The organism is Simplicispira metamorpha (genome assembly GCF_004341365.1).
GTDB lineage: Bacteria > Pseudomonadota > Gammaproteobacteria > Burkholderiales > Burkholderiaceae_C > Simplicispira > Simplicispira metamorpha.
In genome coordinates, this window is record NZ_SLXH01000007.1 from 26530 (window position 1) to 50569 (window position 24040).

Sequence of the window (24040 nt, forward strand, 5' to 3'; positions counted from 1 at the left end):
CCGGGCGGTGCGTGCCAGTGCAGCGAGGGTGCTTACTTGGTTTGCGTGATCTGGTCCAGGGTCTTCTGGCCAAACTTGGTGGCGTACTGCTTGTAGGCTGGGGCAATTGCGGCCTGGAATACGGCCTTGTCCACGTTGGTGACGACCTGCACGCCATGGGACTTGATCTCGTCCACGGCTTTTTTCTCCACCGCATCAACGAACTGGCGCGAAGCCAGTGCGCCTGCTTTGGCGCCCTGGATGAACGCGGTTTTTTGCGCATCGGTCAGGCTGCCAAAGAAGGCGGGCGAGACGATCAGCGCCATGGGCGCATAGACGTGCGATGTCAGCGTGAGGTGCTTTTGCACCTGCCACAGCTTGGCCGAGACAAACACCGACACGGGGTTTTCCTGGCCATCGATCGTGCCTTGTTGCAGCGCACCGATCACTTCGGGCCACGACATGGGCGTGGGCGACGCGCCCAGGGTGCGGAAGGCCGTGATGTGGACGGGGTTCTCGGTCACGCGGATTTTCAGGCCCTTGAGGTCGTCGGGCTTGGTCACGGCGCGCTTGTTGTTGCTCAGGTGGCGAAAGCCTTGCTCACCCCAGGCCAGCGCAATCAGGCCACGGGTTTTGAACTTGGTCAGCAAGTCCTGGCCGAACTGGCCATCGAGCACGTTGCGGGCGTGCTGCGTGTCGCGGAACAGGAAAGGGATGTCCACCACGCCCACGTCAGGCACAAAGTTGCTCAGTGCGCCGGTCGAGACAATCACGGCCTCCACGGTGCCCAGTTGCAGGCCCTCGATCAGCTCGCGCTCGCCGCCCAGCGCGCTGGAAGGAAACTGCTTGAACTTGAAGGCGTTGTTGGTGGCTTTTTCGACCGAGTCGGCCCAGGCCTGTGCGCCAGCACCATAGTGCGAGTTGACGGCCAGTGCGTAGCCGATCTTGACCTCGCGCGGTTGCTGCGCGAGGGCGGCACCGGTCGATGCGACCAGCACGGCGGTGATGCAGCTGGCAACGAAGGTGCGGCGGAAAGTGGTCATGGGGTCGTCCTTGGGTAAAAGCGGCAATGCTGAAAAAAGAGGCGCCATTGTAAGTAGCGGTAGCCGGTGTGCGAGGGAGCAGGCGCGCGTGTTGCCGCGCCGCTGGCAACGGTTTCAGGGCGTGATCTGGATCTGGTCGAAATACACCGTGCGCCCGTTGGCGTGGTTGAGCTGGATGTTGATGCGTTTGAACAGCGCCGGTTGGCCCAGTTGCTCTCCGGAGAGCACCACGTTCGTCCATTGCTGGGCGGGCAGTGTCACCCGGGTGCCGGGGGCAGCGCTGGCCGCACCGTCTTGCGCCTGCACGCTGACGCGCAGCTCGGTGGCCTGGGCGGCATACGCCCAAAAATCCAGGCGGGTGGCTGGCGTGGCCGCCATGCCGCTGGCATGGCGCAGCGACAGCCCACCCCACGGTTTGAAGTCCACACGGGCCGCATAACGCCCGACCTTGACGGTGGCAGTGTGGGCAAAGTCCGGCTGTGCGCCCCACGACCAGTCTTCCCAGTCGCTGGCCAAGGCATCGTCATACAGCACCAGGCCGGGGCCCGCACTGGGCGGTGGTTGCTGCGCGGCCACTACCGGCAGTGTGCTGCGCGCCAGCAACTGGACGTAGGCCGCCTGGGTGTAGATGGCCGGCTCGGTCAGCTCCCAGGAATTTTCGGGCCAGCCCGTGTTCCAGTCTTTGTAGGCTTTTTGCAGCGGCTGGTTGTTGATGCCCGCCACGGTGCCGGTGTAGCTGCGGTGGGGGCCACCGCTGACGTAACCCGGCGGCGGGCCGCTGGGCGAGGTCTGGGCGTTGTCCCAGACCGTGCCGTGGTCGAACCAGGTGTGGTAAATCTCTTGCAACGACTTTTCTGCGCCCGCGCCCGACATGTTGGACAACATCACCAGGCCCAGCGGGTTGGCACCGTGCAGCCAGTGCAGGTGCTGGTGGGCAATGGCACGGTACTGCGCCGCGTTGTCGCTGTGGATACCAAAACCGGGAAAGTCCAGGTTCAGATTGCCCACGTTGGCGCGCACAGCGTTGTGCCCCCAGTGGTACTGGGCATCAGGCACGTGGGCGCGGTAGAGGTCGGTGCCAGCCTGGTCGTCCTGGACAGACATGACGCTGTTCTGGCCCGCCTTCTGGGCGCGGATTGCCTGGGCCACGCTGTCGCTGACACCGCCCATGCTGGCATAGCGCAGCAGCGCCACCTGCACGGGTTGGTTGTAAGGCCCCCACCAGGTGCTGCTGGTCGGGGCAATGCGGGTGTACTGGCTCTCCACAAAATCCCGGTAGGTGGATTTGCCCGTGGCTTCATAGAGGTAAATGGCGGCCAGCAGCGCGCTCTGGCGCTGTCCGGCAGCGTCCACATCGGCGTCGCCGGCTTTGATGTCGCCATCATCACAGGCGGTTTCGAAGGCCGAAAAATCGGCCGTGGTGTGCTGGGCACGCGCCCAGGCAGCCTCGGCGCGGGCGGTCAGGGCACTGCCATAGGCCCGTTGCGATGGCACGCTTTGGTACACCACCCCGGCAGCGGCAAACATGGCACTGCCCGCCAGCGTGGCGCTGGTGCATTCCGGCAGGTAGTAGCGCGCACGGGTGTCGGCACTGGGGGGCGAGGTGCCGTTGTGGTTGTCGGTGCCCACCTTGAGCAGCAACCCGTGGGTGCCGGTGGCGTCCTGCATGCGCTGGAGAAAATCCAGCTCCCAGCGCACTTCATCGAGCAGGTCGCTGACGCCATTGCCCGATTCAGGAATGCCGAAGTCGTCCCCAAACGCCTGCGGATGAAAGCGGTAGGCGTCCAGCAGTTGCAGCACGGCGCTTTGTGCCAGCGTGGTGTATTTGTTGGTGTCGCCCGCGTCCATCCAGCCGCCATGCAGGTCGCGGGCCGTGGCCGCGTCGTTTTTGGCCCAGCGGCTGCGGGCAAAGCGATCCTGGCCTGCACCGTCGTAGCTGCTGGCGTCTGTCCAGCGGGGATCGGCGTAGGGTGGCACCTTGGCGTGGCCCAGGCGCTGGTAAAAATAGGTGCGCATGGCGTGGCGCAGCACCGGGGCATATACCTGCTCGCTGATCTCGAAGCGCCCGGAACCCACCCGCTGAACCGGGTCGTAGAGGTAGTACGACCCACTGGCCTGCAACCCGGAAAAATCGAAGCTCCAGCCCCGGTCGCCCGACTGGGCGTGGGTGGCGCCGCCGTTCCAGAGCTGCACGGGGCCGCTGAACACCACCACATCATCTGCCCAGCGGCGCACCTGGTACGGCGCTGTGCCCGTGCCCGGCGGCAGGCGCTGGCTGGCATTGGCCCCCGCCTGCGGGTCTGCAATCACGGCCACTTTGCGCATGCCCGGCAGATAGCCGAACTGGTCCAGCTTGATGAAGGGCGAGAGCGTGACGGGCGCCGCCAGCGCTGCCCCCGAGAGAGCACACCAGCACGCTGCCAGGGTCAGTGAGGAGCCAAGGGCAGCGGGCATCTGGAAAGTGGGCATATCAAGGTACTCCGGCTGTCAACCCAGCACATGGCACTCCCGGCGCAGCAGGGCCAGGGCTTCCTGGCGCTGGCCGTAGTGGTCGCCGCACAGTGTCTGGCGCGACTCCTGCACAAAGTGTTGCCACAGGGTGCAGTAGGCCTCTTGGTGGGCAGCGGGCGCGTGCTGGCGGATGAAGGCTGTGGCCTGCTCAGGGTGCAGGCCGCGCTGCTGGATGGAGCGCAGCAAGGCCAGCACGGCCTTCTCGGTCAGCACGGTTTTGTCGGCAGGCACATAGCGCTTGGGCGCGCCCACCGCCAGGTACAAAAACAGCGTGAGCAGGGCGTGCTCATCGCGCTGGCCCTGGGTGACGCGCTGCCAAGTCTTGCTGCCGCTGCCCGGGGGCGTTGCAGTGCTGTGACCGTGGTGTTCCGCGTCATCCAGGCTGTGGTGGTAGTGGTCGATTTCGGCCAGCGGGTCTTCCAGCCAGAAGTAGTGGCCGCTGAAGGCCGGGGTGCGCAGCAGGGCGTGCAGATTCTGGCTGGCATCGCGCAGGCGCGGCAGGTCGGCCAGTACGCTGGCGCGCACGGGCGCTACGGCATCGCGCAGTCCGGCGGGGAATTGCGCGGGCAAGGGCAGCGCCAGCGCCCCGGTGTGGGTGCGCAGCTTGCCCACCAAGGCGTCAAACGCCACCGTATCAGGCCACTCCTGCGCCTTGGGCGCCAGGCTGTGCAGCAGCAGGGCGGTGCGGATGACGGCCTCGGCATCGGTGCCTGCTTCTTCCAGGTCGTCGGCGCCCAGACCGAAGCGCTCGGCCAGCCACAGCGCGGCCTCGATGGTGTGCTGCACGGGCAAACGCTGGGCCAGTTCGGCACGGTACTCCGCGTGGCTTTTGAGCGACCACTTGGCCAGCTGCGGTATGTGCTCGTCCGTGAAGCCCTCGCGCTCGTGCATGCCGAAGTGGCTGTTTTGCGGCATGGCGATGAGCTTTTTCAACAGCTCCGAGCCGCCCTTGGAGCGCGACAGCAGGCTGTGGTCGCGCAGTGCCTGCGCCGCTGCGGCCAGGTCGCCGCCCGTGGTCTCTTGCAGGTACAGGCTGACCAGATTGACGATGCGATCGCGGGCTTTTTCGAGTTCGGGGCGCAGGTGCTCGCTGCCAAAGTAGCGGGCAATCTGCACCATGCCCTTGGGTGCCTCGGTATTGATGGCGCGCAGCTTGTCGGCGCCGATGATGCCGTGCTGGACGCCATAGGCCAGGGCTTTCTCAAACAGCGGTCGCGCGTCGTGCAGCGACAGCGCCGTGGCAGAAACCAAAGAGGGTGTGGACATGGCGGCGCCCCTCAAATGGCCGATTCCTCGTCCGAATCGCGGGCGGCCGGTGTGGCCTTGCCGCGGTCGGTGTCGCTGGTCTCGACCTTGCCGTCATCTTCGGGCAGATCTTCTTCGTCCAGCCCCAGGTCATGGGCGCGGGCCTTGGCACGCAGCACCAGCAGCATTTCAATGAACAGGTCGCGGCATTCGTAGCGCAGCAGCCAGGCCAGCTCCATCCAGTCGCTGTCGGCCACTTCTTCCTGCGTGATGTGTGCTCGCACGTGAGCCGAGGCGCGCAGCTCCTCGTCGCTGAGCATGGCGCCATCGTCCTCGAAGGTGTCAAAGTGGCCGGTGCGGGCAAAGGCCTCGATGCGGCTCCATTTTTCGGCAAAGTAGTTGGCCAGGGCTTCGCTGCCGCCTTCGATGTTGCCAATGGCCTCCAGAAACTCCAGCGGCTGGGCATCGCTGCGGAAGATGATGGCGTTGACCATGCCGCGCAGGTGGCTGTGGGTGAGGTCTTTGTACTGTTTCTCCAGCACCAGGGCACGGGCAAACTGCTCGGGCGTGACCAGCAGGTTGACCACCGAGTTTTTCGAGTCGTCGTACTCGCGGATGACGGCCAGGATGTCTTTGGGCGGCAGCTGCTCCAGCACTTCCATCAGGGCGTGGTCGCCTTCGGTGTCGGCCAGCTCGGCCAGCGCGTATTCGGCGCCCACGATGTCGCCAGCGGCAATCAGGCTTTGGGTTTTGGTGATGAGGGCAAGGTGGCTCATGGGGCAGGTCTCTTTAGTCTTTGCGGTCAAAGCCTTGGTCGGCCAGCCAGTCGGCGCCCGCCTCTTCGCGGGTGTGGTCGTTTTGCGGGCCGGTGTCGTCGTCGGCGCTCAGCGGGGTGGCGTCGTCATCGCCATCTTCTTCAGGGGCATCGTCGGTTTCAGCGTGGTGCGCCTGGGCCATGCGCGGGTGGTGTTGCAGATATTCCAGGCCCGCGGCTACTGCCATGAAGCGGTTGCCGCCAGGCTCGCGCAGCACCACTTCAGCCAGGCTGTGCGCCCAGGGCTCCAGGGTGACGGCGCCACTGAGCGCAGCCCAGTCGGGGAAGGCATTGGGCTGCAAGCCCACCAGCTTGTCCAGCGCGGCAGGCGTGGTGAAACGAAAGCCCTGGTGGAACACCACAGCCACCATTTCGGGGCTCAGCTCGATCATCTGCGCCAGAAAACCGATTTCCTTGCGCTTGTCGGCCAGGCGTTTGCGCAGCACGTTTTTGCCCTCGGAGTCTTGGGTCAGGTCATCGAGTTCGGCCTGGTAAGCCGAGCGCAGGTTGCGGAAAAAAGGGGACAGGTTCATGGCGGAAGAATGTTTTTGAAATAGGACTGCCAGATTTGCTGCGCTGTCTCCAGCGGATCGTCCAGCAGGTTGCGGCGGCGGTTGTCGTCGTAGGCCTGGCGCTGTACGGGGTCGGACAGCACCTCGTAGGCTTGCTGCGCGGCCCGAAAGCGCTCGGCGGCGTCGGCAGCGTCGTTTTTGTCGGGGTGGTGCAGCGAGGCCTTCTGGCGGAAGGCTTTTTTGATGTCTGCCAGCGACGCATCGCTGCCCAGACCGAGGGCGGCGTAGTGGTCTGTCATGGGATGGTGGAGTATAAAAATGATAGCTTGCAGCGCTTTTGCAGCGGGCGCTGGAGCCCGAATTATCCCGATATTTCGCGGTGGGGTGCAGCGCCCGTGTAGCGCCATGGAATTGGGTTGGCTGCGTGCGCTGGGTCGGGCCCGAGCAGGCGGTCGTACTCGCGCTTGACCACGCCATAGCACTCGCAGGTGCGCAGTTCCAGCCCGGGGCGATCGAGCACCGTGATGTGGCCGCGCCGGTAGTGGATGAGCCCGGCCTTTTGCAGGCGCCCGGCCGCCTCGGTCACGCCTTCGCGGCGCACGCCCAGCATGTTGGCAATCAGCTCTTGCGTCATCACCAGCTCGTTGCTGGGCAGCCTGTCCAGGCTCAGCAGCAACCAGCGGCACAGCTGCTGGTCCAGGGAGTGGTGGCGGTTGCACACGGCCGTTTGCGACATCTGCGTGATCAGCGCCTGGGTGTAGCGCAGCAGCAGGTGCATGGCGGGGCCAGCGCGGTTGAACTCTTGCATCATCACTGGCGCGGGCAACCGGTAGCCCTCGCCAGCGCTTTGCACCACCGCACGGTTGGGGGTGGAATCGCCCCCCATGAACAACGAGATGCCGACGATGCCCTCATAGCCAACCACGGCGATTTCTGTGGAAGCGCCGTTCTCCATCACATAGAGCAAAGAGACGATGGACGTGGTGGGAAAGTACACATGGCGCAGCTTGGCCCCCGATTCGTACAGCACGGTTTCCAAGGGCATGGGGATGCGCTCCAACTGCGCCAGCCAGCGTTTCCAAATAGGGGGGGGGCAATGCCGCCAGCAGGCGATTGGTGCGCGGGTCAGAGGGAGGGGCCATGCGAGTCTCCGGTGCAGTCGGCCCTGTGGAACCACGGGGACGGTGACCGTCGTCTGTGGCGAATCACCGCAATGAGTATAGGTGTGGCCTGCGCCGTTGTGTGCTGGCAATGTGACCTGGCGTACAGACGGCCCGGGGCTGGGCACCTATCTTGCTGCGGTGGGGGGCCGTTGTCTCGGCTCGCCAATTCGTCGGTTTTGTATCCCGGAGAGGTTGCTATGTACACACTGTTTGAACACCCAAAACCCTGTCGGCGCGTGCCTGTGCCACAGGACGCCATCCTGGCCGGGAAAGCACCGGTTTATATGCCGCCCGCTGCCTTGGCGCAGTCTGCCTGGGCCCGCCCGGGGGTGGGCTATGCGCCTGCCCCAGTGCGTGTGCGGTGGGCCGATGGACTGGCCCGGGGTCGCCATGCGCAACTGGTCGCGGCATTGCAACCGCCAGCACAGTTCCAGGTGGCAGGCACCGCGCTGGCGCAAGTACCGGAGGCGATGGAGTCCGTACCGGCTGCGCCACCGGGTGCGCTGGACAGGCAGTGCATGGCAGCACTGGGCATCGTCTTTGAGGCAGGGATGTACGCCTATGGCGCTTTTCACTGTGACAGTCTGGCCGATGCAATTACCTACGCTTACCTGCACCGCCACACCCCGAACGCGAGTGCTTCATGGTGAGCACAGGCACGGGCCTACGGTTGGTTACTGCCCGTACAGGCGTTCACCGACCCGGCACCTTGTCCGACAGGCGCCACAAGCAGCTGCTCCTAGCATCAAAGCAGTGCGCAATCCTGCCACCTTTGCCACAGCCCAAGGAGTTGCCATGTCCATCCAGTCGCCGCCATCTTTGTCTGTAGTCAGTCCGGCGCAGTTGCCCGAGCACCTGCGCCAGTGTGTGCAGTCCGGAGGACTGCGGCACCGCATAGGGTGCGTTGCCGAAGTGCTCCACGGATTTTGGGGCCAACGGTTTGTCACCAGCATGGTGCTGGTAACCGTGCTGGGCTGGGTCAGCGCGGGGTGGCCGCTTTGAGCGCCATGCCAGCGTGAAAAAATCGCCCCAGCTGCGCTGGGTGCCCTCTGTGGGTTCCGAGGCGCTGGCCCTTCTGGAGCCTGCGCGCGGCGCTGTGGAGACGCCCATCCGGGCAGAGATCTTCGGCGCCACGCGCTTTGCCCAGCACGGGCGCAGCCTGGGGCAGGCGCACCCGGCCCGGGTCAATGCCCGTGCAGCGCCGTTTTTTCCACGCTTGCAAGACAACATCCGCGTTCTGCGCGAGGCGCACGCCTACATCGCCTTGCAGGAAAGTGCGGGCCACCATGTCAGCCCGGCAGGCGATTGGCTGATGGACAACTTCAGCGTCGTGATGGCGCAGGTCAAAGAAATCCACGACGGTTTGCCCCGGCGCTACTTTCGCGATTTGCCAGTGCTGGTAGAGGCGCACCTGGAAGGATTGCCGCGCGTGTACGGCGTGGCGTGGGCGTTTGTGGCCCACACCGATAGCGCCTTTGACGCGTCTTTGCTGGCCCATTTCCTGAACGCATACCAGGAGACGCGCGAACTCACCCTGGGCGAGCTGTGGGCCTTGCCCACCACCTTGCGCGTGGTGCTGATTGAAAACCTGCGCCGCCTGTCCGAGCGCCTGGCCACGGCCCAGGCTGCTTATGCGTGGGCCAATCAGTGGTGCGACGGGCTGTGTGCCAGCAGCCGCTCTCCCATCACCGATGTGCAGGCCGTGATGGAGGTGATGCGTTTGCGGGGCGTGGGCCGCATTTTTGCGTTGCAGATCCTTCAACGGCTGCGCACCGATACCGGCACGCCTGCACCCGGTGTGTCCGACAGCACACTGGACGCAGTGCGCCAGGCAGTTGCAGCGCTGTGCCCCGAGCCCGCCAGCGCGCAGGTGCAACAGCAGGCCGAACAGGCCGCCGATGACCTGAGCGTGCGCAATGCCATCACCTCGCTGCGCCGTTTGGCCGACACCGACTGGCGTCAGCTGATTGCGGGCACCAGCGTGCTGGTGCGCCGCATGGGCGCCTCGCCCCTGTTCCAGGCGGAGCGCGAGGACACCCAAGATGCAAGCCTGCACGCCATCGAGCGCCTGGCCCGGCGCAGCGGCCACAGCGAACTGGCAGTGGCCGATGCCCTGCTGGCGCTGATGCAATCTCCCCCCGCACCGCCGCCCCTTGCGACAGAAGCGCCAGCGCAGCCTGTGGCCGCATCGCCCCAGGAAGCGCCCGGGTATTGGCTCCAGGGCCCCGGGGCACCGGCACTGCACCGGGCACTGGGGTTGGGGCGTGCAATGCAGTGGCCCTGGCGGGTGCAATGGCAGCCTTGGGCCCTGTCGGCGTATATGGGCACGGTGGTTCTGGGCAGTCTGGGTTTGACGGCCTGGTTTCTGGCGCAGCAGTCTGGCTTGCAGGGTTCGGAGGGCATGTGGCTGGCGTGGGCCTTGCTGGCTTTTTGGCCCGCCAGCGAAGCGGTGATGGCCGTGGTCAACCGCCTGATCAGCGAGTCGCTGCCACCACAACGCCTGCCCCGTCTGGCGCTGGCAGAGGGCATCCCTTTAGAGCATCGCGTGCTGGTGGTCATCCCCTGCATGCTGGGCGATGGCGCTGGTGTGCAGGCGCTGGTGCGCCAGCTGGAACTGCACTACCTGGCCAACCGGGAGCCGCAGGCGCAGTTTGCCTTGCTCAGTGATTTTGCCGACGCCAGTACGCCGCACACCCCGGGCGATGCGGCGCTGCTGCAAACCGCGCAAGCGGCCCTGGAGGCCCTGGAGCTGCGCCACAGCGCTGCCCCGCTGGCGCTGGGGCGGCGGTTTTTGCTGCTGCACCGCGAACGCCGCTGGTCGGACAGCGAGCAATGCTGGATGGGCTGGGAGCGCAAGCGTGGCAAGCTGGAGCAATTGGTGCAGGTGCTGGCCGCCGATACGGCCTGGCCGTTCATGGATTTGGGGGCGTGCTCGCGCCTGACACGGACAACGCCTTACGTGGTCACGCTCGACAGCGACACCGGCCTGCCCCCTGGTGCCTTGCGCGCCTTGGTGGGGGTGGCCGCGCACCCGCTCAACCAGCCGCGCGTTGATACGGCCCGGCGCCGCGTGGTGGCGGGCCACGGCATCTTGCAGCCGCGCCTGACCACACCGCTGCCTGCACCGCAGGCCGCAACCCCTTTTCACTGGCTGTTTGCCGGGCAATGCGGTGTAGACCCGTACAGCGCCGCCACATCCGAGGTGTACCAGGATGTGTTTGGCGAGGGCACTTTTTCTGGCAAAGGCCTGCTGCACGTGGCCGCAGTCCACGCAGTGCTGTCGGGCAGATTGCCGACGGGCCAGATCCTCAGCCACGACTTGCTGGAAGGTTCGGTGGCGCGCTGCGGTGGTGTCAGCGACATCACCCTGATGGAGGATGCGCCGCTGCACGCCGACGTGGCCTCCTCGCGCGTACACCGCTGGACGCGCGGCGACTGGCAGCTCTGGCCGGTGCTGCTGCAATGGCGCCGCTTTGGCCTGCGCACCATCCACGGCTGGAAGATGCTGGACAACCTGCGCCGCTCCCTGGTGGCGCCGATGTCGGTGCTGTTGTTGTGGGCCAGTCTGGCCAGTGGGGCGGTATCGCCCTGGGGGGCACTGGCTTTGGTGGCCGCTGCTTTTGCCGCCGGCCCCCTGCTGGGCGCCGTGGCCGGGCTGGCGCCGTCCCATGACGACGTGGCACTGGGGCGGTTTTTCAGGCTGGCCCTGGCCGATGTGGCCCGGGCTCTGGGCAGCGCGTGCTGGAACCTGGCCACCTTGTTGCAACAGGGCCTGCTGTTGGCCCACGCCATCGCCACGGCCCTGTGGCGCACCACCATCAGCCGCCGGGGGTTGCTGCGCTGGACCACCGCCGCCAGTGCGCAGGCCAGCGTGCAGCACACATTGCAGGGACTGGCGCGGCGGCACGCCCCCGTGGCCCTGGCTGCACTGGCGCTCTGGAGCGGGCTGTGGTGGGTTGGCACGCCATGGCCACTGCTGGCCACAGCGGTGTGCCTGCTGTGGGCGGGCGCTGCGCTGTGGATATGGGCGGGCAGTCGGCCCTGGAAAACAGCCTGCACCAGTGCGCCCAGCGTGGCAGACCGTGCCTATTTGCAGGGCGTGGCGCGCGACACCTGGCGCCTGTTCGAGCGCCACGTGGGCGCACCAAGCCACCACCTGCCACCCGACAACGTGCAGACCGTGCCGCACATGATGGTGGCGCAGCGCACATCGCCCACCAACATCGGCCTGTACCTGCTGTCGGTGGCCTGCGCGCGGCACTTCGGGTGGATCAGCACGGCTGAGTTGCTGCAACGCTGCGAGGCCACCCTGGCCACCCTGGCCACCTTGCAGCGCCACCGGGGGCATTTTCTGAACTGGTATGACACCGCCACCCTGGCGCCTTTGCCACCGGCCTACGTCTCCAGCGTGGACAGCGGCAACCTGTGTGGCCACCTGCTGGCGCTGGCGGGCGCTTGCACCGAAGCAGCCGACGCAGGCCCCCCCACCTGCGACGCCGCACAGGCGCAGCGCCTGCATTTATTGGCTGTGCAGTGCCGCCGACTCGCCGAGGCGCCCGAGTTCGGCTTCCTCTACGACCCATGCAGGCGGCTGTTGCACATCGGCTACCAGGTGGACGAGCAGCAATTGGACAAGGGCTTTTACGACCTGCTGGCCTCCGAGTCCCGCCTGGCCAGCCTGTGGGCCATTGCCAAGGGCGATGTGCCAGTCGCCCACTGGATTGCGCTGGGGCGTCCGTTCTATGCGGCGGGCCGCCAGGCGGGCCTGCGCTCCTGGTCGGGCTCCATGTTCGAGTACCTGATGCCTGCGCTGGTGCTCGATGAACCCGCTGGCAGCGCGCTGGCCAGCGCTGCCCATGCCGCCATACACGCGCAGCAGCGCTTTGGCCACGAGCGTTGTGTGCCCTGGGGGCTGTCTGAATCGGCCTACGCCGCCACCGACCACACTTTGGCCTACCAATACGCACCCCAGGGCGTAGCGCGCCTGGCGCTGCGGCGCACTCCCCCCGACGAACTGGTGGTGGCGCCCTACGCCACCCTTCTGGCCGCCATGTTTGCGCCGGGTGCCGCCGTGGCCAACCTGCGTCGGCTGGAGCAATTGCAAGCGCGTGCCGATATGGGCTTCATTGAAGCGCTGGACTTCACCCCCGAGCGCCAGACCGCAGGCAGCGCCTGCACCCCCGTCCATGCCTTCATGTCGCACCACCAGGGCATGGCCCTGGTGGCGCTGGCGAACGTGCTGCTCGATGGAGCGCCTCGGCGCTGGACGATGGCGGATGCACGCTGGGAAGCGGTGGCGCCACTGCTGCAAGAGCGCGTACCACGCGAAGTCTCCAGACTGCCAGCGCCGGAGCCCATACCGCACTGCATCCGCCAACCGGCCTTGGCGCCTGCGCCTGCGGTGCGCGACATCGTGCCCGGCCAGAGCGCCTTGCAGCCCACGCTGCTCATGTCCAATGGCCGCTACAGCGTGGCGCTGCGGGCCAACGGCGCGGGCTGGAGCCGCTTTGCCGGGGCTGACGTCTCCCGCTGGCGCGACGATGCGCTGCGCGATGCGTATGGCACTTTCTTCTACCTGCGCCGCCACACCGCCAGTGGCCGTGCTGCCCCCGTGTCCCTGACGCAGCATCCCGCGCCCGATGCGCAGGCGCATTACCAGGCGTCGTTCCACAGCGACCACGCCTGCCTGAGCGCCCGCTGGAGCGATCTGCACACCTGCTGCACCGTCTGGGTCAGCCCCGAAGACGACATCGAGCTGCGCCGCGTGGAGCTGCACAACACCTCGGCGCAAACGATGACCGTCGATGTGGTGTCGATGTGGGAGGTGTCTCTTCTGGGCAGCCGTACCGATGAGGCCCACCCGGCGTTCGCCAACCTGTTTGTCAGCGCAGACTGGGATGGCGCCGACCAGGCGCTGTACTTGGTGCGCAAACCCCATGTGGATGGCCAGGACGCTGTGCACGCCGTGCATTTCATTGCCCATACCAACCAGCCGCTGGTGCGGGTGCGGGCACAAGCCGACCGGGCCGCCTGGCTGGGGCGCAACCGCGATGCCGCCCACCCCCGGGCGCACCACGGAGCGGCGCAGCCGGGCGCAGCGCAGGCGCACACAGGGCTCGATCCGGTGGCATCGCTGTACATACAGATCACGGTGCCCGCCCACGCCAGCGTTCAGACCACGTTTGCCACCGCCGCCGCAACCCAACGGGCGGCGCTGGAAACGCTGGTCGACCGCTACCGCCAGCCCTCGGTCATCGAGCGCTCCACGCTGATGTCGGCCACCTTTGCCCAGGCACGGCAGCGCGACTGGGCCCTGCCCGGCGAAGAGCGCCAGGCCCTGCAAACCCTGAGCACCGTGCTGGCCCTGCTGCATTCCCGCCCCGAAGCGCCCACTGGCACGGCCACCTGCGAGCTGTCATGCGACCGGCGCACCCTGTGGCGCTTTGGCCTCTCAGGCGAGCGGCCCCTGATCGTGGTCGATATCGCGGCCCTGCACGGTGTGCGGCTGGTTCACGCCCTGACCCAGGGGCTGCGGCTGTGGACGTGGGGTGCGCTGGCGTGCGACGTGGTCATCCTCAATGCCGAGCCCTGGTCTTACCTGATGCCCGTGCAAATGCAATTGCTGGCGCAGCGCGATAGCTACACCGCCGACGTGGCGGCGGCAGTGCCAGCGCGCACCTGCGGCTTGCAGGTGCTGCACCTGGGTGATCTGGCGCCGCTGGAGCAGGCCACGTTGCGCCGGTTGGCGCGCGTACGCTTGAGCGCCGACGGCAGGCCCCTGTCGCACCATGTGGCAGAACTGGTGCAGTGGCACGACGCCAGCCTGGCCGAACGCACGGGCAAGAGCGGCGCTGGCCTGGCGCCGTGGGTGGATGCTGTGGCCGAACAGCCCCCCGAGGGCCAGTTCGACAGCGCCAGTGGCAGCTTTCGCTTCTCGGTATCGGCCACGCGGCGCCCCTCCCGGCCTTGGATCAACGTGCTGGCCAACCCCGACTTTGGCGCGCACATCTCCGAGGCGGGTGCGGGCTACAGCTGGGCGGGCAACAGCCGCCTGCAACAGCTCACCGCCTGGTCCAACGACCCCGTGGCCGATCCCGGCGGCGAGAACTTTTATGTGCAAGACCTGCACACCCACGAGGTCTGGAACCTGGGCGCTGGCGCAGGCTGCGCCGAGACCGAGTACGGCGTTGAGCATGGTCGCGGCACCACCACCATTCGCCACCGGCGCGGGGGCGTGGAGATCAGCGCCACCTGGTGTGTGGATGCGGTGCAGTCGCTCAAGCAGGTGCGCATCGTGCTGTGCAACCTGGGGCCACGGGTGGTGCATTTGCGCACCATCGGCACGCTGGAGTGGCTGCTGGGCGCGCAGCGCACCGACCGCCAATCGGTGGACACAGCGATGCAGCGCCTGCCCGGCAGCGCCAGCGCACCCACCGACGTGCTGCTGGCCACCCAATGCGATGCCCACGGTGGCTGGGGCGGCAGCACCGCCTTTCTGGTTTTGCACAGCGACGGCCCCGCTGGCGCCCGGCTGCGCGACTGGACATGCGACCGGCGCGAGCTGTTTGATGCGCGCGGCCAGCGCGTTTTTCCTGACCGCCTGGGGGCACGCGCTGGCCCGGGGCTGGACCCCTGCGCAGCGGCCAGCACCTCGACCACGCTACAGCCGGGCCAGATCCACGGCTGCGTCTTTGTGCTGGGGCACGCCCCCACCCGGGCGGGCGCGCTGGCGCTGGCCGGTGTGTGCCTGGAGCAAGGTGTTCTGGCGCGCGAGGCAATGGTGCGCCAGCGCTGGGCGGCGCTGCTGGACGCCGTGGTCGTGGACACGCCCGACCCGCTGTTCAATGCCCTGACCAACCACTGGCTGCTGTACCAGACGGTGGCGTGCCGGCTGTGGGCGCGGGCGGGCTTTTACCAGGCGGGTGGTGCCTTCGGGTTCCGCGACCAGCTCCAGGACGCCATGGCCCTGGCCGTGACGGCGCCCCAGCTGCTGCGCCAGCAACTGCGGCTGGCCGCCTCGCGCCAGTTTGTGGAAGGCGATGTGCAGCACTGGTGGCACCCGCCCGGCGGTGCCGGGGTGCGCACCCGTTGCAGCGACGATTTGCTCTGGCTCCCCTACGCTGCCGCGCACTACGTGCAAGTCAGTGGCGACGCTGCGCTGCTGGAAGAATCCGTGCCTTTTCTGGACGGCCCACCCCTGCCCGCTGGCGCCCAGGATGCCTACTACGAACCCCAGGTCAGCGCGCACGAGGCCAGCGTGTACGAGCACTGCGCCCGCGCCATCGACCACAGCCTGGCCGTGGGCCTGCACGGCCTGCCACTGATGGGCAGCGGCGACTGGAACGACGGCATGAACCATGTGGGCGACCAGGGGCGGGGCGAGTCGGTCTGGCTGGGCTGGTTCCTGTGCCGCCTGGTGGAAGACTTTTCTCCCCTGGCGCAGGCGCGCGGCGACAACCAGCGCGTGGCCCGCTGGCACAGCGCCGCCCAGGGCTGGCGCGCCGCGCTGCAAGGCCCGGCATGGGACGGGCAATGGTTCAAGCGCGCTTTTTTCGACGATGGCACGGCCCTGGGCACCCACAGCGCCCTGGAGTGCCGCATCGACCTGATCGCGCAGGCCTGGAGCGTGCTCTCGGGCGTCGCCCCGCCCGAGCGCCAGCAAATGGCCATGGCCTCGGTGGCGCGCTGGCTGGTGGATGATGCCCACGGCCTCAACCGCCTGCTGGAGCCGCCGCTGCAGCAGTCCGTGCCCCATGCGGGCTACATCCAGGCCTACCCGCCCGGCGTGCGCGAGAACGGCGGCCAGTACGCGCACGCAGGGGTCTGGAAGCTGATGGCCCAGGCCCAGTTGGGCGATGCCGACGGGGCCTTTCGCACCTTTGCGCAGCTCAGTCCGGCACACCGCTGGGCCGATCCCCAGCAAAGCCCGGCCTACGGGCTGGAGCCTTATGTGATGGCCGCTGACGTCTATACCCACGCGCCTTACGTGGGGCGCGGCGGCTGGAGCTGGTACACCGGTGCGGCGGCGTGGATGCACCGCGCCGCCATCGAATCCATTTGCGGCCTGCGCGTGCGCGCAGGCAGCGTCTGCATCGTGCCGGGCCTGCCATCGCACTGGCCGATGGCCACACTGACGCTGCGCCGCAACGGGCGCACCCACCGCTTCATCGTTTGCAATGCCCAGGCCACGACCGAGCTGGAGCAGGCCCTGGCGCAAGGCGCCCAGCGGCTGCAGGCGGGCCAGTGGCTGGTGTTGCCAGAGGCCGGTGACGCCAGCTCCCATGTGGTGCTGCAAGCGCCCCCCCATAACCCGCCAGCCAGCGCTTGAGAGGGCCTGCGCAAGCGGGCCTTGGCGCAGATAATTGCTATTGATTTGGTAGCTGATTGCGCAATACCAGCAAGCACTGGAGGCATATTTGACGCATAAAAAATATGCCTGCTGCGGTGCTTCCGCCGGGGCCGTGGCCCGGTGGTGCATCTCAGCGGCGCGAGGGCTGGCCGCCCAGCAGCCCTTCTCGGTCGGGCACCAGGGCGCCGATTTGCAGGCCCTGCGCGTCGATGTGGAACAGGTGCAGGGCGTTGGAGTGGCTGCTCTGGCGCACCTTGACCACGGCCATCACGCGCTGCAAACGGCTGTCGAGTTCGACATAGCGCTGCACGATGATGGCGTCGGTCAGAAAGGCGGCGCCATACGGGCTGAAGCGCAGGTCGTTGTAGCGGTCTTCCAGCTCCGAGGTCATCAGCACCGTGACACCGGTGCTGGCCAGCGCGGCCATCATGCGCGACAGCGCCCCCCGAAAATCGTCGCGGAACGTGGGTGCCAGCGCCAGCTCAAAACCAGAGAGCGAATCGATCACCACCCGGCTGGCGCGCAGGTGGTGGATTTCGGTGATGAGCAGCTGCGCGATTTCGTCCACCGACAACATATCCACCCGGGTGTCCACCACGCCCACCTGGCCGCTATCGATCAGCGCTGTCAGCACCGTGTCGCGCCAGCGGTGGGGGCGTTGCTCAAAAGCGGCGATGACGCCGGTTTCGCCCTGGCGCACACCTTCGGCCAGGAAGGCCGAGGCCAGAATGCTTTTGCCCGAGCCCGACGGCCCCGCCACCAGCAGCGAGTAGCCCCGGGGCAGGCCACCGCCCATCATGGCGTCCAGACCGGGGACGCCCATGGTCACCCGGTCGCTGCGCGCCTGCGCAGGAAGGGGCGGGCTGGGGTTTTGGTGCGGCGACGGGGCAAACACCTGCACGCCCGTGCTGTTGATGCGAAACGTGTGCAGGCCCGGCAGGGTGGCCTGGCCGCGCATTTTCATGATTTCCATCTTGCGCACCACCGAGTTGCCCTGCACGCACTGGCGCAGCCAGATCAGCCCGTCGGCCACGGTAAAGACCGGGTTGGACTCTGATTCACTGAAGTATTCACCGATCAGGAACGTCGTGGCCTGGCAGCTGCCCATCAGCACGCCCAGTTTCTGGACGAAATGCTGCGTGCCCATGGGTGCGGGCTCGCCATGCGGCGGCGTCTGAACCACGGAGTGAAACGAGTCCACGAAAACCAGCGCCGGTTCGTGGGCCTGCACTTCGGCCACGATGTGATCGAGCACCCGGTTCAGATCACCGCCTGCGGCCTCCTCGGCCAGGCTGACAAAGCGGATGGAGCGGTTGAGCTGGTCCAGGTCGAAAAAGTCAAACTGCTGCTGGTAGCGCAGCATCTTCAGCGGCGGCTCGCCCAGCACCGTGAAGTACAGGGCGCGGCGTTCGGGGGTGGCCATGGCAAACATCATCTGGTGCGCCAGCGTGGTTTTGCCGCAGCCCGGCGGGCCCGCAATGAGGTTGAAAGACAGCTCAGGCAGGCCCCCGCCCAGCACCGCGTTCAGTCCGGCCACCCCGGTATCGAGGCACGGCAGGCGGTTGGTGCCGGTGCTCATGGCAGCCGCCTGTGTCCGGTGGGCAGTGCGGCGTGGCGTGGTGGGTACATGGCAGGGGCTCCAAAAGACCAGAAGGCGCCCACAGTGCGCTGTTTGCCGCGCCCGGTCTGTGCGATGGCCCACACAGGCACCGCCAGAGCGCGCGGCGCGTCAGTCGAGCCCGAACTGCGAGCGCAAAGCGGCCCCAAACGCCGCGCCGCCACTGAGCGAGAGGCTCACCGTGTAGCGCTCGGGCGGCTGCGCGGTGCTGTGCGCATGGAGCTGGCCCGCCGATCCCTCGCAGGGCTCGTAGTGCAGGTGCAGCGCGCAGTCACCTTCTTGCAGGGTTTGCAGGTCGTAATCCCAATCGCCGCCTTCTTCGATGGGGCCGCGCTGGCCCCCAAAGCGCTGGTGCGCCCAGTCCAGCACCAGCAGCAGCTCGGCGCGCAGGGCGCTCCAGTGCGCGGGCGTGACCGAGGCCAGCGCATCCCAGGTGCCGGTGCCTTCGCCGTCTTCGCTGTAGTCAAAATCGAGGTAACGCAGGTCATGTCGCATAGGGCTGGTCAGCAAAGGTGGATGGCGGGGCGCGCATTGTCCGGCAAAGCCCCTGCGCTGGTGCCGGGGCATGATTTTTTCAACACCACACAAGGAGTTTTCATGGACAACGCAGCGCCGCTGTTGCGGGCAGAGGGCTTGTGCTTTGGCTATCCGCAGCACACGGTTTTTCAGGACTGGTCGGTGGATGTGGGCGCGGGCGCCACGCTGGTGCTGGGCGGCGAGGGCAGCGGCAAAACCACGCTGCTGCGCCTGCTGGCCGGGGCGGTGGCTGCCGATGCGGGCACGCTGGTGCTGGCGGGGGTGTCTTGGGCACAGGCCCCGCAGGCCTACCAGCGCCAGGTGTTTTGGCAAGACCCGCGCTCGGATGCGCTCGATGCCCTGGCACCACAGACCTGGTTCGAGACCCTGCGCCCCCAGTACAGCGGCTGGAGCGATGCCGCCCTGGCCGCGCACATCGAGGGCTTTGCGCTGGCGCCGCACCTGGGCAAGGCGCTGCACCAGTTGTCGGTGGGCAGCAAACGCAAGGTGCTGATGGCGGCGGCGCTGGCCTCGGGCGCGCCGCTGACGCTGCTGGACGAGCCCGTCGCCGGGCTGGATCGCCCCTCGGTGCGGTACCTGCAACACGCCCTGGGCGACGCCGCCCGCCAGCCGGGTCGCGCCCTGGTGGTAGCGCACTACGAGGTGCTGGAAGCCGTGCCGTGGGACGAGGTGATTGCATTGCCCGGTTGACCGACCGGCCCTTCCCACTGGCCGGTTGTCAGCGGGCCGCAGCGTGGGGCGCTACATGGCCTTGAAGCGGTGGGCATACAGGCGGCTGACCGCCAGGCTCTCGGGTCTGCCCCGCAGATGGACGTGCAGCCGGCCCGCTTCGTCGCGCGATACCGTGGTGATGGCGTTGGCACGCACCAGGGTGCCGCGGTGTATCTGCCAGAACGCTTGCGCGTCGAGCTGCGCCGCAAGCTCTTTGAGCGGGGTGCGGATCAGGTACTCGCGCTCGGCGGTGAGCACCCGCACGTACTTGTCTGCCGCCTCGAAGTACAGCACGTCCTGCACGGCCACCAAATGAATGTGTGCGCCGCTGCTGGCCTGCACCATGGTCAGCGGCACCGCTGCGGCGCTAGCGCGCGCAGGGGCCTGGGCCGTGGCCGCCAGCAACTGGCGCAGCTGCGCCATGGTTGCTTCCAAATCAATAGCTGCTGGCGCACGGCTGGCAAGGGCTGATTGCAGTTTTTGTACAGTTTTTTGCAACCGCTGCGGCTGCACAGGCTTGAGCAGGTAGTCCATGGCCTGCGCCTCGAATGCCTGCACGGCGTACTGGTCGTAGGCCGTCACGAACACCAGGGCCGGAAAAGGCGCTTCTGCGCAGGGCCAGGCATCGGCCAGCTCGGCGGCGGCATCCAGCCCGCTCTGGCCGGGCATGCGGATGTCGAAGAACAGCACCTCGGGGCGCAGCGCCAGCGCCTGGCGCACGGCAGACAGGCCATCGCCCACCGTGGCCACAATGTCCAGCGCGGGCCATGCCTGGCCCAGGGCGTGGCGCAGCGCGTCGGCCAGCAAGGGTTCGTCTTCGGCGATCAGGGCGCGGGGCGGGGTCATGCGGGTGGGCCAGATTTCAAAGGAAAAGTGACTCTGGCGCTTACGCCACCTGCGCTAGCAGCTATCAATTCAAGAGCACTCTGGGCGCCGTACAGTGTGGCCAGCCGCTCGCGCACCTGGGTCAGGCCAAAGCCGTGGGCGGTGCCCGGGGCGCCTGCGCTCAGGCCCACTCCGGTGTCGTCCACCTGCAACTGCAAACACGGGCCTGTGGCGCCGGAAACGGTACGGGCCTGCACGGCGATATGGCCACCTGCCAACTGCGGCTCCAGCCCATGGCGGATGGCGTTTTCCAGCAGCGGCTGCAACAACAAGGCAGGCACGGGCACCGTGCGCAGGGCATCGGGCAAGTCAAGCTGATAGGTCAGGCGCGGGCCCATGCGCACGGCCATGAGTTCGAGGTAGTCGCGCAGGCGGTCGAATTCCTCGGCCAGCGGGTGCAGCACGGCGCGCGAGGCGCCCAGCGTGGCGCGCAGGTAGGCGATCAGGTGGTCCAGCATGGTGTGGGCGCGTGCCGGATCGGTGGACACCAGCACCCGCAAGGTGGCCAGGGTGTTGAACAGCATGTGGGGTTCGAGCTGCGCTTGCAGCAGTTGCAGGCGTGCCTCAGCGGCATCACGCTGGGTCTGGGCCATGCGTGCTTGCAGGTGGCGGGCACGGCCTTGGCTGTAGAAGAAGAATGAAACGCCCCCGCCCGCTGCGATGGTGATGGCCAGGGGCCACACCGTGCCCTGCTGGTGCGGCAGGTACTGGGCACTGCCGCTGTAGGCCTTGCCGATGAGCGAGCCCAGCACATACCCCGCGCTGATACCTCCCGCGACAAGCAGCAGCCCGCGCCAGCCAGGGGGCCAGGCCGCGTGGCTGGCGCGCGTGAGCCAGGCGCGGCCCAGATCAATTACCAGCCAGGACACCAGGCCAATGCCCAGCGAGTACGCCAGTTGCACATCCCAGGCACCCTGGCCAGAGACAGTCAGTGCCAGGGCGATGGCGCAGCACAGCAAGGCAGAAACAAGGCCGTGGCGCAGAAAAGGAGCGGTGTCGAAGTGCTGCATACCGGTGTGCGGGGGGGGGAAGTGCCATTGTGCGGCAGGGTCAGCACGGCGCAGACGCCTGCCGGGCCAGTTGCCACAGGCGAGCAGCGCGCGCCGCCAACAGGCCATTGAACACGCCGTAGAGCGTGGCCACCTGCAGCGTGAAGGTGCTGTCATGGGCCAGTGGGGGTTGCAGGGCCAGCTCCACACCCACGACGTACTTGGTGAAGAAGATGCCCAGAATCAACCCCAGCGGCACACTGCTGCCGGGCAAGTGAAAGCGGCCTTCAGCCGTGTCGTAGTGCGTACTGGCGGGTGGTTGGGGCCGCCAGAGCAGGCTGGTGGTGGCCATCGCCAGTGCAGCCAGCAGCCAGGCAGCCACCGCGCCAACACCGTAGCGGCCGCTGAAGGCCCAAGCCAGGCCGTAGGCAGAAAACAAGGCCATGGCCACGGGCATCCACAAAACACGGCGCAGCCCCGCACGGCGCGGCAGCATCTGGCCCAGGCCCAGCCACAACAGGGACACCAGCAGGCCCCAAACCCAAAGCGGTGTGCGACGGACGATGGACAACAGCACGTGCGGCTGGTGCAGGGCGATATCGAGCAGCATGGTGGACTCCTGGTGGGGGCAGACAAGCAGGCAGCGCCTGAACAGCGCCCACTGTGCCCGGGCAGGACGGCAGTGGCGATGGCTGTGCGACGCAATGCCGTGCTGTGGCGCGAAATGCCGCAGTGGCGGTGTGACCGGAGGTGGGCGGGCGGATAATCCGCGCTTTTATTTGCCGCAGCCAACGGGGAAAGACGCGCGTGGACATTGTTTTGCTGGTCAAGGCCGCCATCATGGGCGTGGTCGAGGGACTGACCGAGTTTTTGCCCATCTCATCCACCGGGCACCTGATTTTGGCGGGGGCTTTGCTGGGCATGGACGACGCCAAGGCCAAGGTGTTTGACATTGCCATCCAGACCGGCGCCATCTTTGCCGTCATCCTGGTGTATTGGCAAAAGATCCGCGCCACGCTGATCGAGTTGCCCCACCAGCGCCAGGCCCAGCGCTTTGCACTGAATGTGGTCATCGGCTTTTTGCCCGCCGTGGTGCTGGCGCTGATTTTTGGCAAGCTCATCAAGGCGCATCTGTTCACCCCGGAGGTGGTGGCCAGCACCTTCATCCTGGGCGGCTTGGTCATCTTGTGGGCCGAGCGGCGCCCGCCCACGGCCACGCGCGTGTATTCGGTCGATGACATGACCGCGCTGGATGCGCTCAAAGTGGGCCTGGTGCAGTGCCTGGCCATGGTGCCTGGCACCAGCCGCAGCGGCGCCACCATCATCGGCGGCATGCTGCTGGGCCTGTCGCGCAAGGCGGCGACCGATTTTTCGTTCTTCCTGGCCATCCCGACGCTGATTGGCGCCGGGGTGTACAGCCTCTACAAAGAGCGGGCGCTGTTGTCACTGGCCGATCTGCCCATGTTTGCCGTGGGGCTGGTGTTCTCGTTCCTGAGCGCCTGGGTGTGCGTGCGCTGGCTGCTGCGCTACATCAGCTCGCACAGTTTTGTGCCTTTTGCCTGGTACCGCATCGTCTTTGGCGTGGTGGTGCTGTGGACGGCCTGGAGTGGCACCATTGCATGGTCGGGTTAATAATCAGCGCATGAAATCTTCCACACATACGCTCTTTCGCGCAGGGCTGGGCACCCTGGGTTTGGCACTGTCTGCCACGGTCTGCTCTCAGGAGGCCACTGGCGCGGTTGCACCTGCTGCGGCGCAGCCATCGCCAGGCTTTAGCTGGGTGCTGGGGGGCACGCTGGAAAACAGCGCCAGCTACAGCGGCGGCAGCGACCGCAGCACCGGCCTGCGCCCGGTGATCGGGCTGGCGGTGGGGCGCTACACGCTCAGCACCGGCGGCGGCGGTGCCCTGCTGGACCGCGACCTCGACGCCCGCGACGCCTCGGGCCTGAGCACGCGCCTGTTCCAGGGCGGCAACCTGCGCCTGACCGGCTCGCTGCGCATTGACGGCGGGCGCAAAAACAGCGAAGAGCCCTTGCTGCGCGGCCTGCCCGATGTGCGCCGCACCCTGCGCGTGCGTTTGGGCCTGGTCTATGACGTCAACAGCCAGTTCTCGCTGCGCAGCTCCTGGAGCCAGGATGTGCTGGGGCGCCAGGGCGGTGCCACACTCAACAACACCGCACGCTACGAGTTCACCCTGGCGCCAGGCACCGAGCTGGCGTTGGTGGCGGGCGCACACCTGGCCAATACCACCTACCTGCGCAGCTACTTCGGTGTGCCCGGCTCGGCAGCGGGCGTGACCACGGCGCTGCCGCAGTTTGCGCCCAGCGGCGGCATGCACAGCACCGAGGTCGGCCTGGATCTGCGCCACAACCTGCACCACCACTGGGTGCTGCTGGGCGGTGTGCGCTACTCGCAACTGCGCGGTGATGCCCGCCGCAGCCCGCTGGCCATCAAGCCCGACAACTACAGCGTATCCATCGGACTGGCCTACCGGCGCTGACGTAGCAGCACAGGGGCAGCAGGCCAACAAGCGTTCCTGAATCAGTAGCTGCTTGCGCACACTCCGGGGCCGCTCACTGCGGCCCTGCTGCCCTGTGTCTGAGTGCAAAATGCTCATGCGCCCATCCACGCATTCCCCCCCAATCACCTCGTTTGCCACCCACACCTCGGGCGGATCCCCTGGG

The 24040-nt window shown here is 67.2% G+C and carries 17 protein-coding genes and 1 pseudogene; 6 read left to right on the top strand and 12 right to left on the bottom strand.

Translation table 11 applies throughout. From position 1 onward, the window contains the following. Nucleotides 1–32 precede the first annotated feature (32 nt). The 7 genes and pseudogenes from EV674_RS05330 to EV674_RS05360 form a co-directional block, all read right to left on the bottom strand. Nucleotides 33–1022: a TRAP transporter substrate-binding protein gene (locus EV674_RS05330; protein WP_119013001.1), complete on the bottom strand. Its 990-nt coding sequence runs from the start codon at nt 1020–1022 to the stop codon at nt 33–35. 114 nt (nt 1023–1136) lie between these two features. Beyond that, nucleotides 1137–3491 carry a glycoside hydrolase family 9 protein gene (locus tag EV674_RS05335; protein ID WP_119013000.1) on the bottom strand — a complete coding sequence of 785 codons (2355 nt, stop codon included), beginning with the start codon at nt 3489–3491 and terminating at the stop codon, nt 1137–1139. 18 nt (nt 3492–3509) lie between these two features. Then, nucleotides 3510–4799 carry a hypothetical protein gene (locus EV674_RS05340; protein WP_119012999.1) on the bottom strand — a complete coding sequence of 430 codons (1290 nt, stop codon included), beginning with the start codon at nt 4797–4799 and terminating at the stop codon, nt 3510–3512. Nucleotides 4800–4810: 11 nt separating this feature from the next. Continuing rightward, nucleotides 4811–5554 carry a hypothetical protein gene (locus EV674_RS05345; RefSeq protein ID WP_119012998.1) on the bottom strand — a complete coding sequence of 248 codons (744 nt, stop codon included), beginning with the start codon at nt 5552–5554 and terminating at the stop codon, nt 4811–4813. A 13-nt stretch (nt 5555–5567) separates the two neighbouring features. Continuing rightward, nucleotides 5568–6125: a hypothetical protein gene (locus EV674_RS05350; RefSeq protein ID WP_119012997.1), complete on the bottom strand. Its 558-nt coding sequence runs from the start codon at nt 6123–6125 to the stop codon at nt 5568–5570. Continuing rightward, complete coding sequence (locus EV674_RS05355) at nt 6122–6403, bottom strand: DnaJ domain-containing protein (RefSeq protein ID WP_119012996.1); 282 nt, start codon at nt 6401–6403, stop codon at nt 6122–6124. The genes EV674_RS05350 and EV674_RS05355 overlap by 4 nt, the downstream gene beginning before the upstream one ends. 62 nt (nt 6404–6465) lie before the next feature. Further along, nucleotides 6466–7246, bottom strand: a pseudogene (locus EV674_RS05360) (Crp/Fnr family transcriptional regulator). Between the two features lie 218 nt (nt 7247–7464). Between EV674_RS05360 and EV674_RS05365 the strand changes: the two are divergent. The 3 genes from EV674_RS05365 to EV674_RS05375 all read left to right on the top strand — a co-directional run bounded on the left by EV674_RS05365 (nt 7465) and on the right by EV674_RS05375 (nt 16595). Further along, the gene (locus EV674_RS05365) at nt 7465–7917 is read left to right on the top strand and encodes a hypothetical protein (RefSeq protein ID WP_119012995.1); all 453 of its coding nucleotides are present in this window, start codon (nt 7465–7467) and stop codon (nt 7915–7917) included. Between the two features lie 145 nt (nt 7918–8062). Then, nucleotides 8063–8269, top strand: a complete 207-nt coding sequence (locus EV674_RS05370; protein WP_132750373.1) for a hypothetical protein — start codon at nt 8063–8065, stop codon at nt 8267–8269. A gap of 13 nt (nt 8270–8282) precedes the next feature. Then, complete coding sequence (locus EV674_RS05375; protein ID WP_119012994.1) at nt 8283–16595, top strand: GH36-type glycosyl hydrolase domain-containing protein; 8313 nt, start codon at nt 8283–8285, stop codon at nt 16593–16595. A 151-nt stretch (nt 16596–16746) separates the two neighbouring features. On the opposite strand, the gene EV674_RS05380 is transcribed toward EV674_RS05375, so the two are convergent. Both EV674_RS05380 and EV674_RS05385 read right to left on the bottom strand, forming a co-directional pair. Then, the gene (locus EV674_RS05380; RefSeq protein ID WP_119012993.1) at nt 16747–18195 is read right to left on the bottom strand and encodes an ATPase domain-containing protein; all 1449 of its coding nucleotides are present in this window, start codon (nt 18193–18195) and stop codon (nt 16747–16749) included. Nucleotides 18196–18345: 150 nt separating this feature from the next. Further along, entirely contained in the window at nt 18346–18729 is a 384-nt protein-coding gene (locus EV674_RS05385; protein WP_119012992.1) for a hypothetical protein, read from the bottom strand. Nucleotides 18730–18831: 102 nt separating this feature from the next. Between EV674_RS05385 and EV674_RS05390 the strand changes: the two genes are divergently transcribed. Continuing rightward, nucleotides 18832–19461 (top strand): ABC transporter ATP-binding protein, encoded by a 630-nt coding sequence (locus tag EV674_RS05390; RefSeq protein WP_119013019.1) that lies wholly within the window; start codon nt 18832–18834, stop codon nt 19459–19461. A 51-nt stretch (nt 19462–19512) separates the two neighbouring features. Here EV674_RS05390 and EV674_RS05395 read toward each other — a convergent pair whose 3' ends face one another. Genes EV674_RS05395 through EV674_RS05405 form a run of 3 tightly spaced genes read right to left on the bottom strand, consistent with a single transcriptional unit; the run spans nt 19513 to nt 21966 of the window. Continuing rightward, nucleotides 19513–20328 carry a LytR/AlgR family response regulator transcription factor gene (locus tag EV674_RS05395; protein WP_119012991.1) on the bottom strand — a complete coding sequence of 272 codons (816 nt, stop codon included), beginning with the start codon at nt 20326–20328 and terminating at the stop codon, nt 19513–19515. Further along, nucleotides 20325–21377, bottom strand: coding sequence for a sensor histidine kinase (locus tag EV674_RS05400; protein WP_119012990.1), 1053 nt, complete (start codon nt 21375–21377; stop codon nt 20325–20327). Before EV674_RS05400 ends, EV674_RS05395 begins: the two co-directional genes overlap by 4 nt. A 40-nt stretch (nt 21378–21417) precedes the next feature. Further along, nucleotides 21418–21966, bottom strand: coding sequence for a DUF6622 family protein (locus tag EV674_RS05405; RefSeq protein ID WP_119012989.1), 549 nt, complete (start codon nt 21964–21966; stop codon nt 21418–21420). Nucleotides 21967–22163: 197 nt separating this feature from the next. On the opposite strand from EV674_RS05405, the gene EV674_RS05410 reads away from it, so the two are divergent. Next, a complete protein-coding gene (locus tag EV674_RS05410; RefSeq protein ID WP_119012988.1) occupies nt 22164–22988 on the top strand; it encodes an undecaprenyl-diphosphate phosphatase in 825 nt (274 codons plus the stop codon). 10 nt (nt 22989–22998) lie between these two features. Further along, nucleotides 22999–23856 (top strand): MipA/OmpV family protein, encoded by an 858-nt coding sequence (locus tag EV674_RS05415; RefSeq protein WP_119012987.1) that lies wholly within the window; start codon nt 22999–23001, stop codon nt 23854–23856. The last annotated feature ends 184 nt before the right edge of the window (nt 23857–24040 follow it).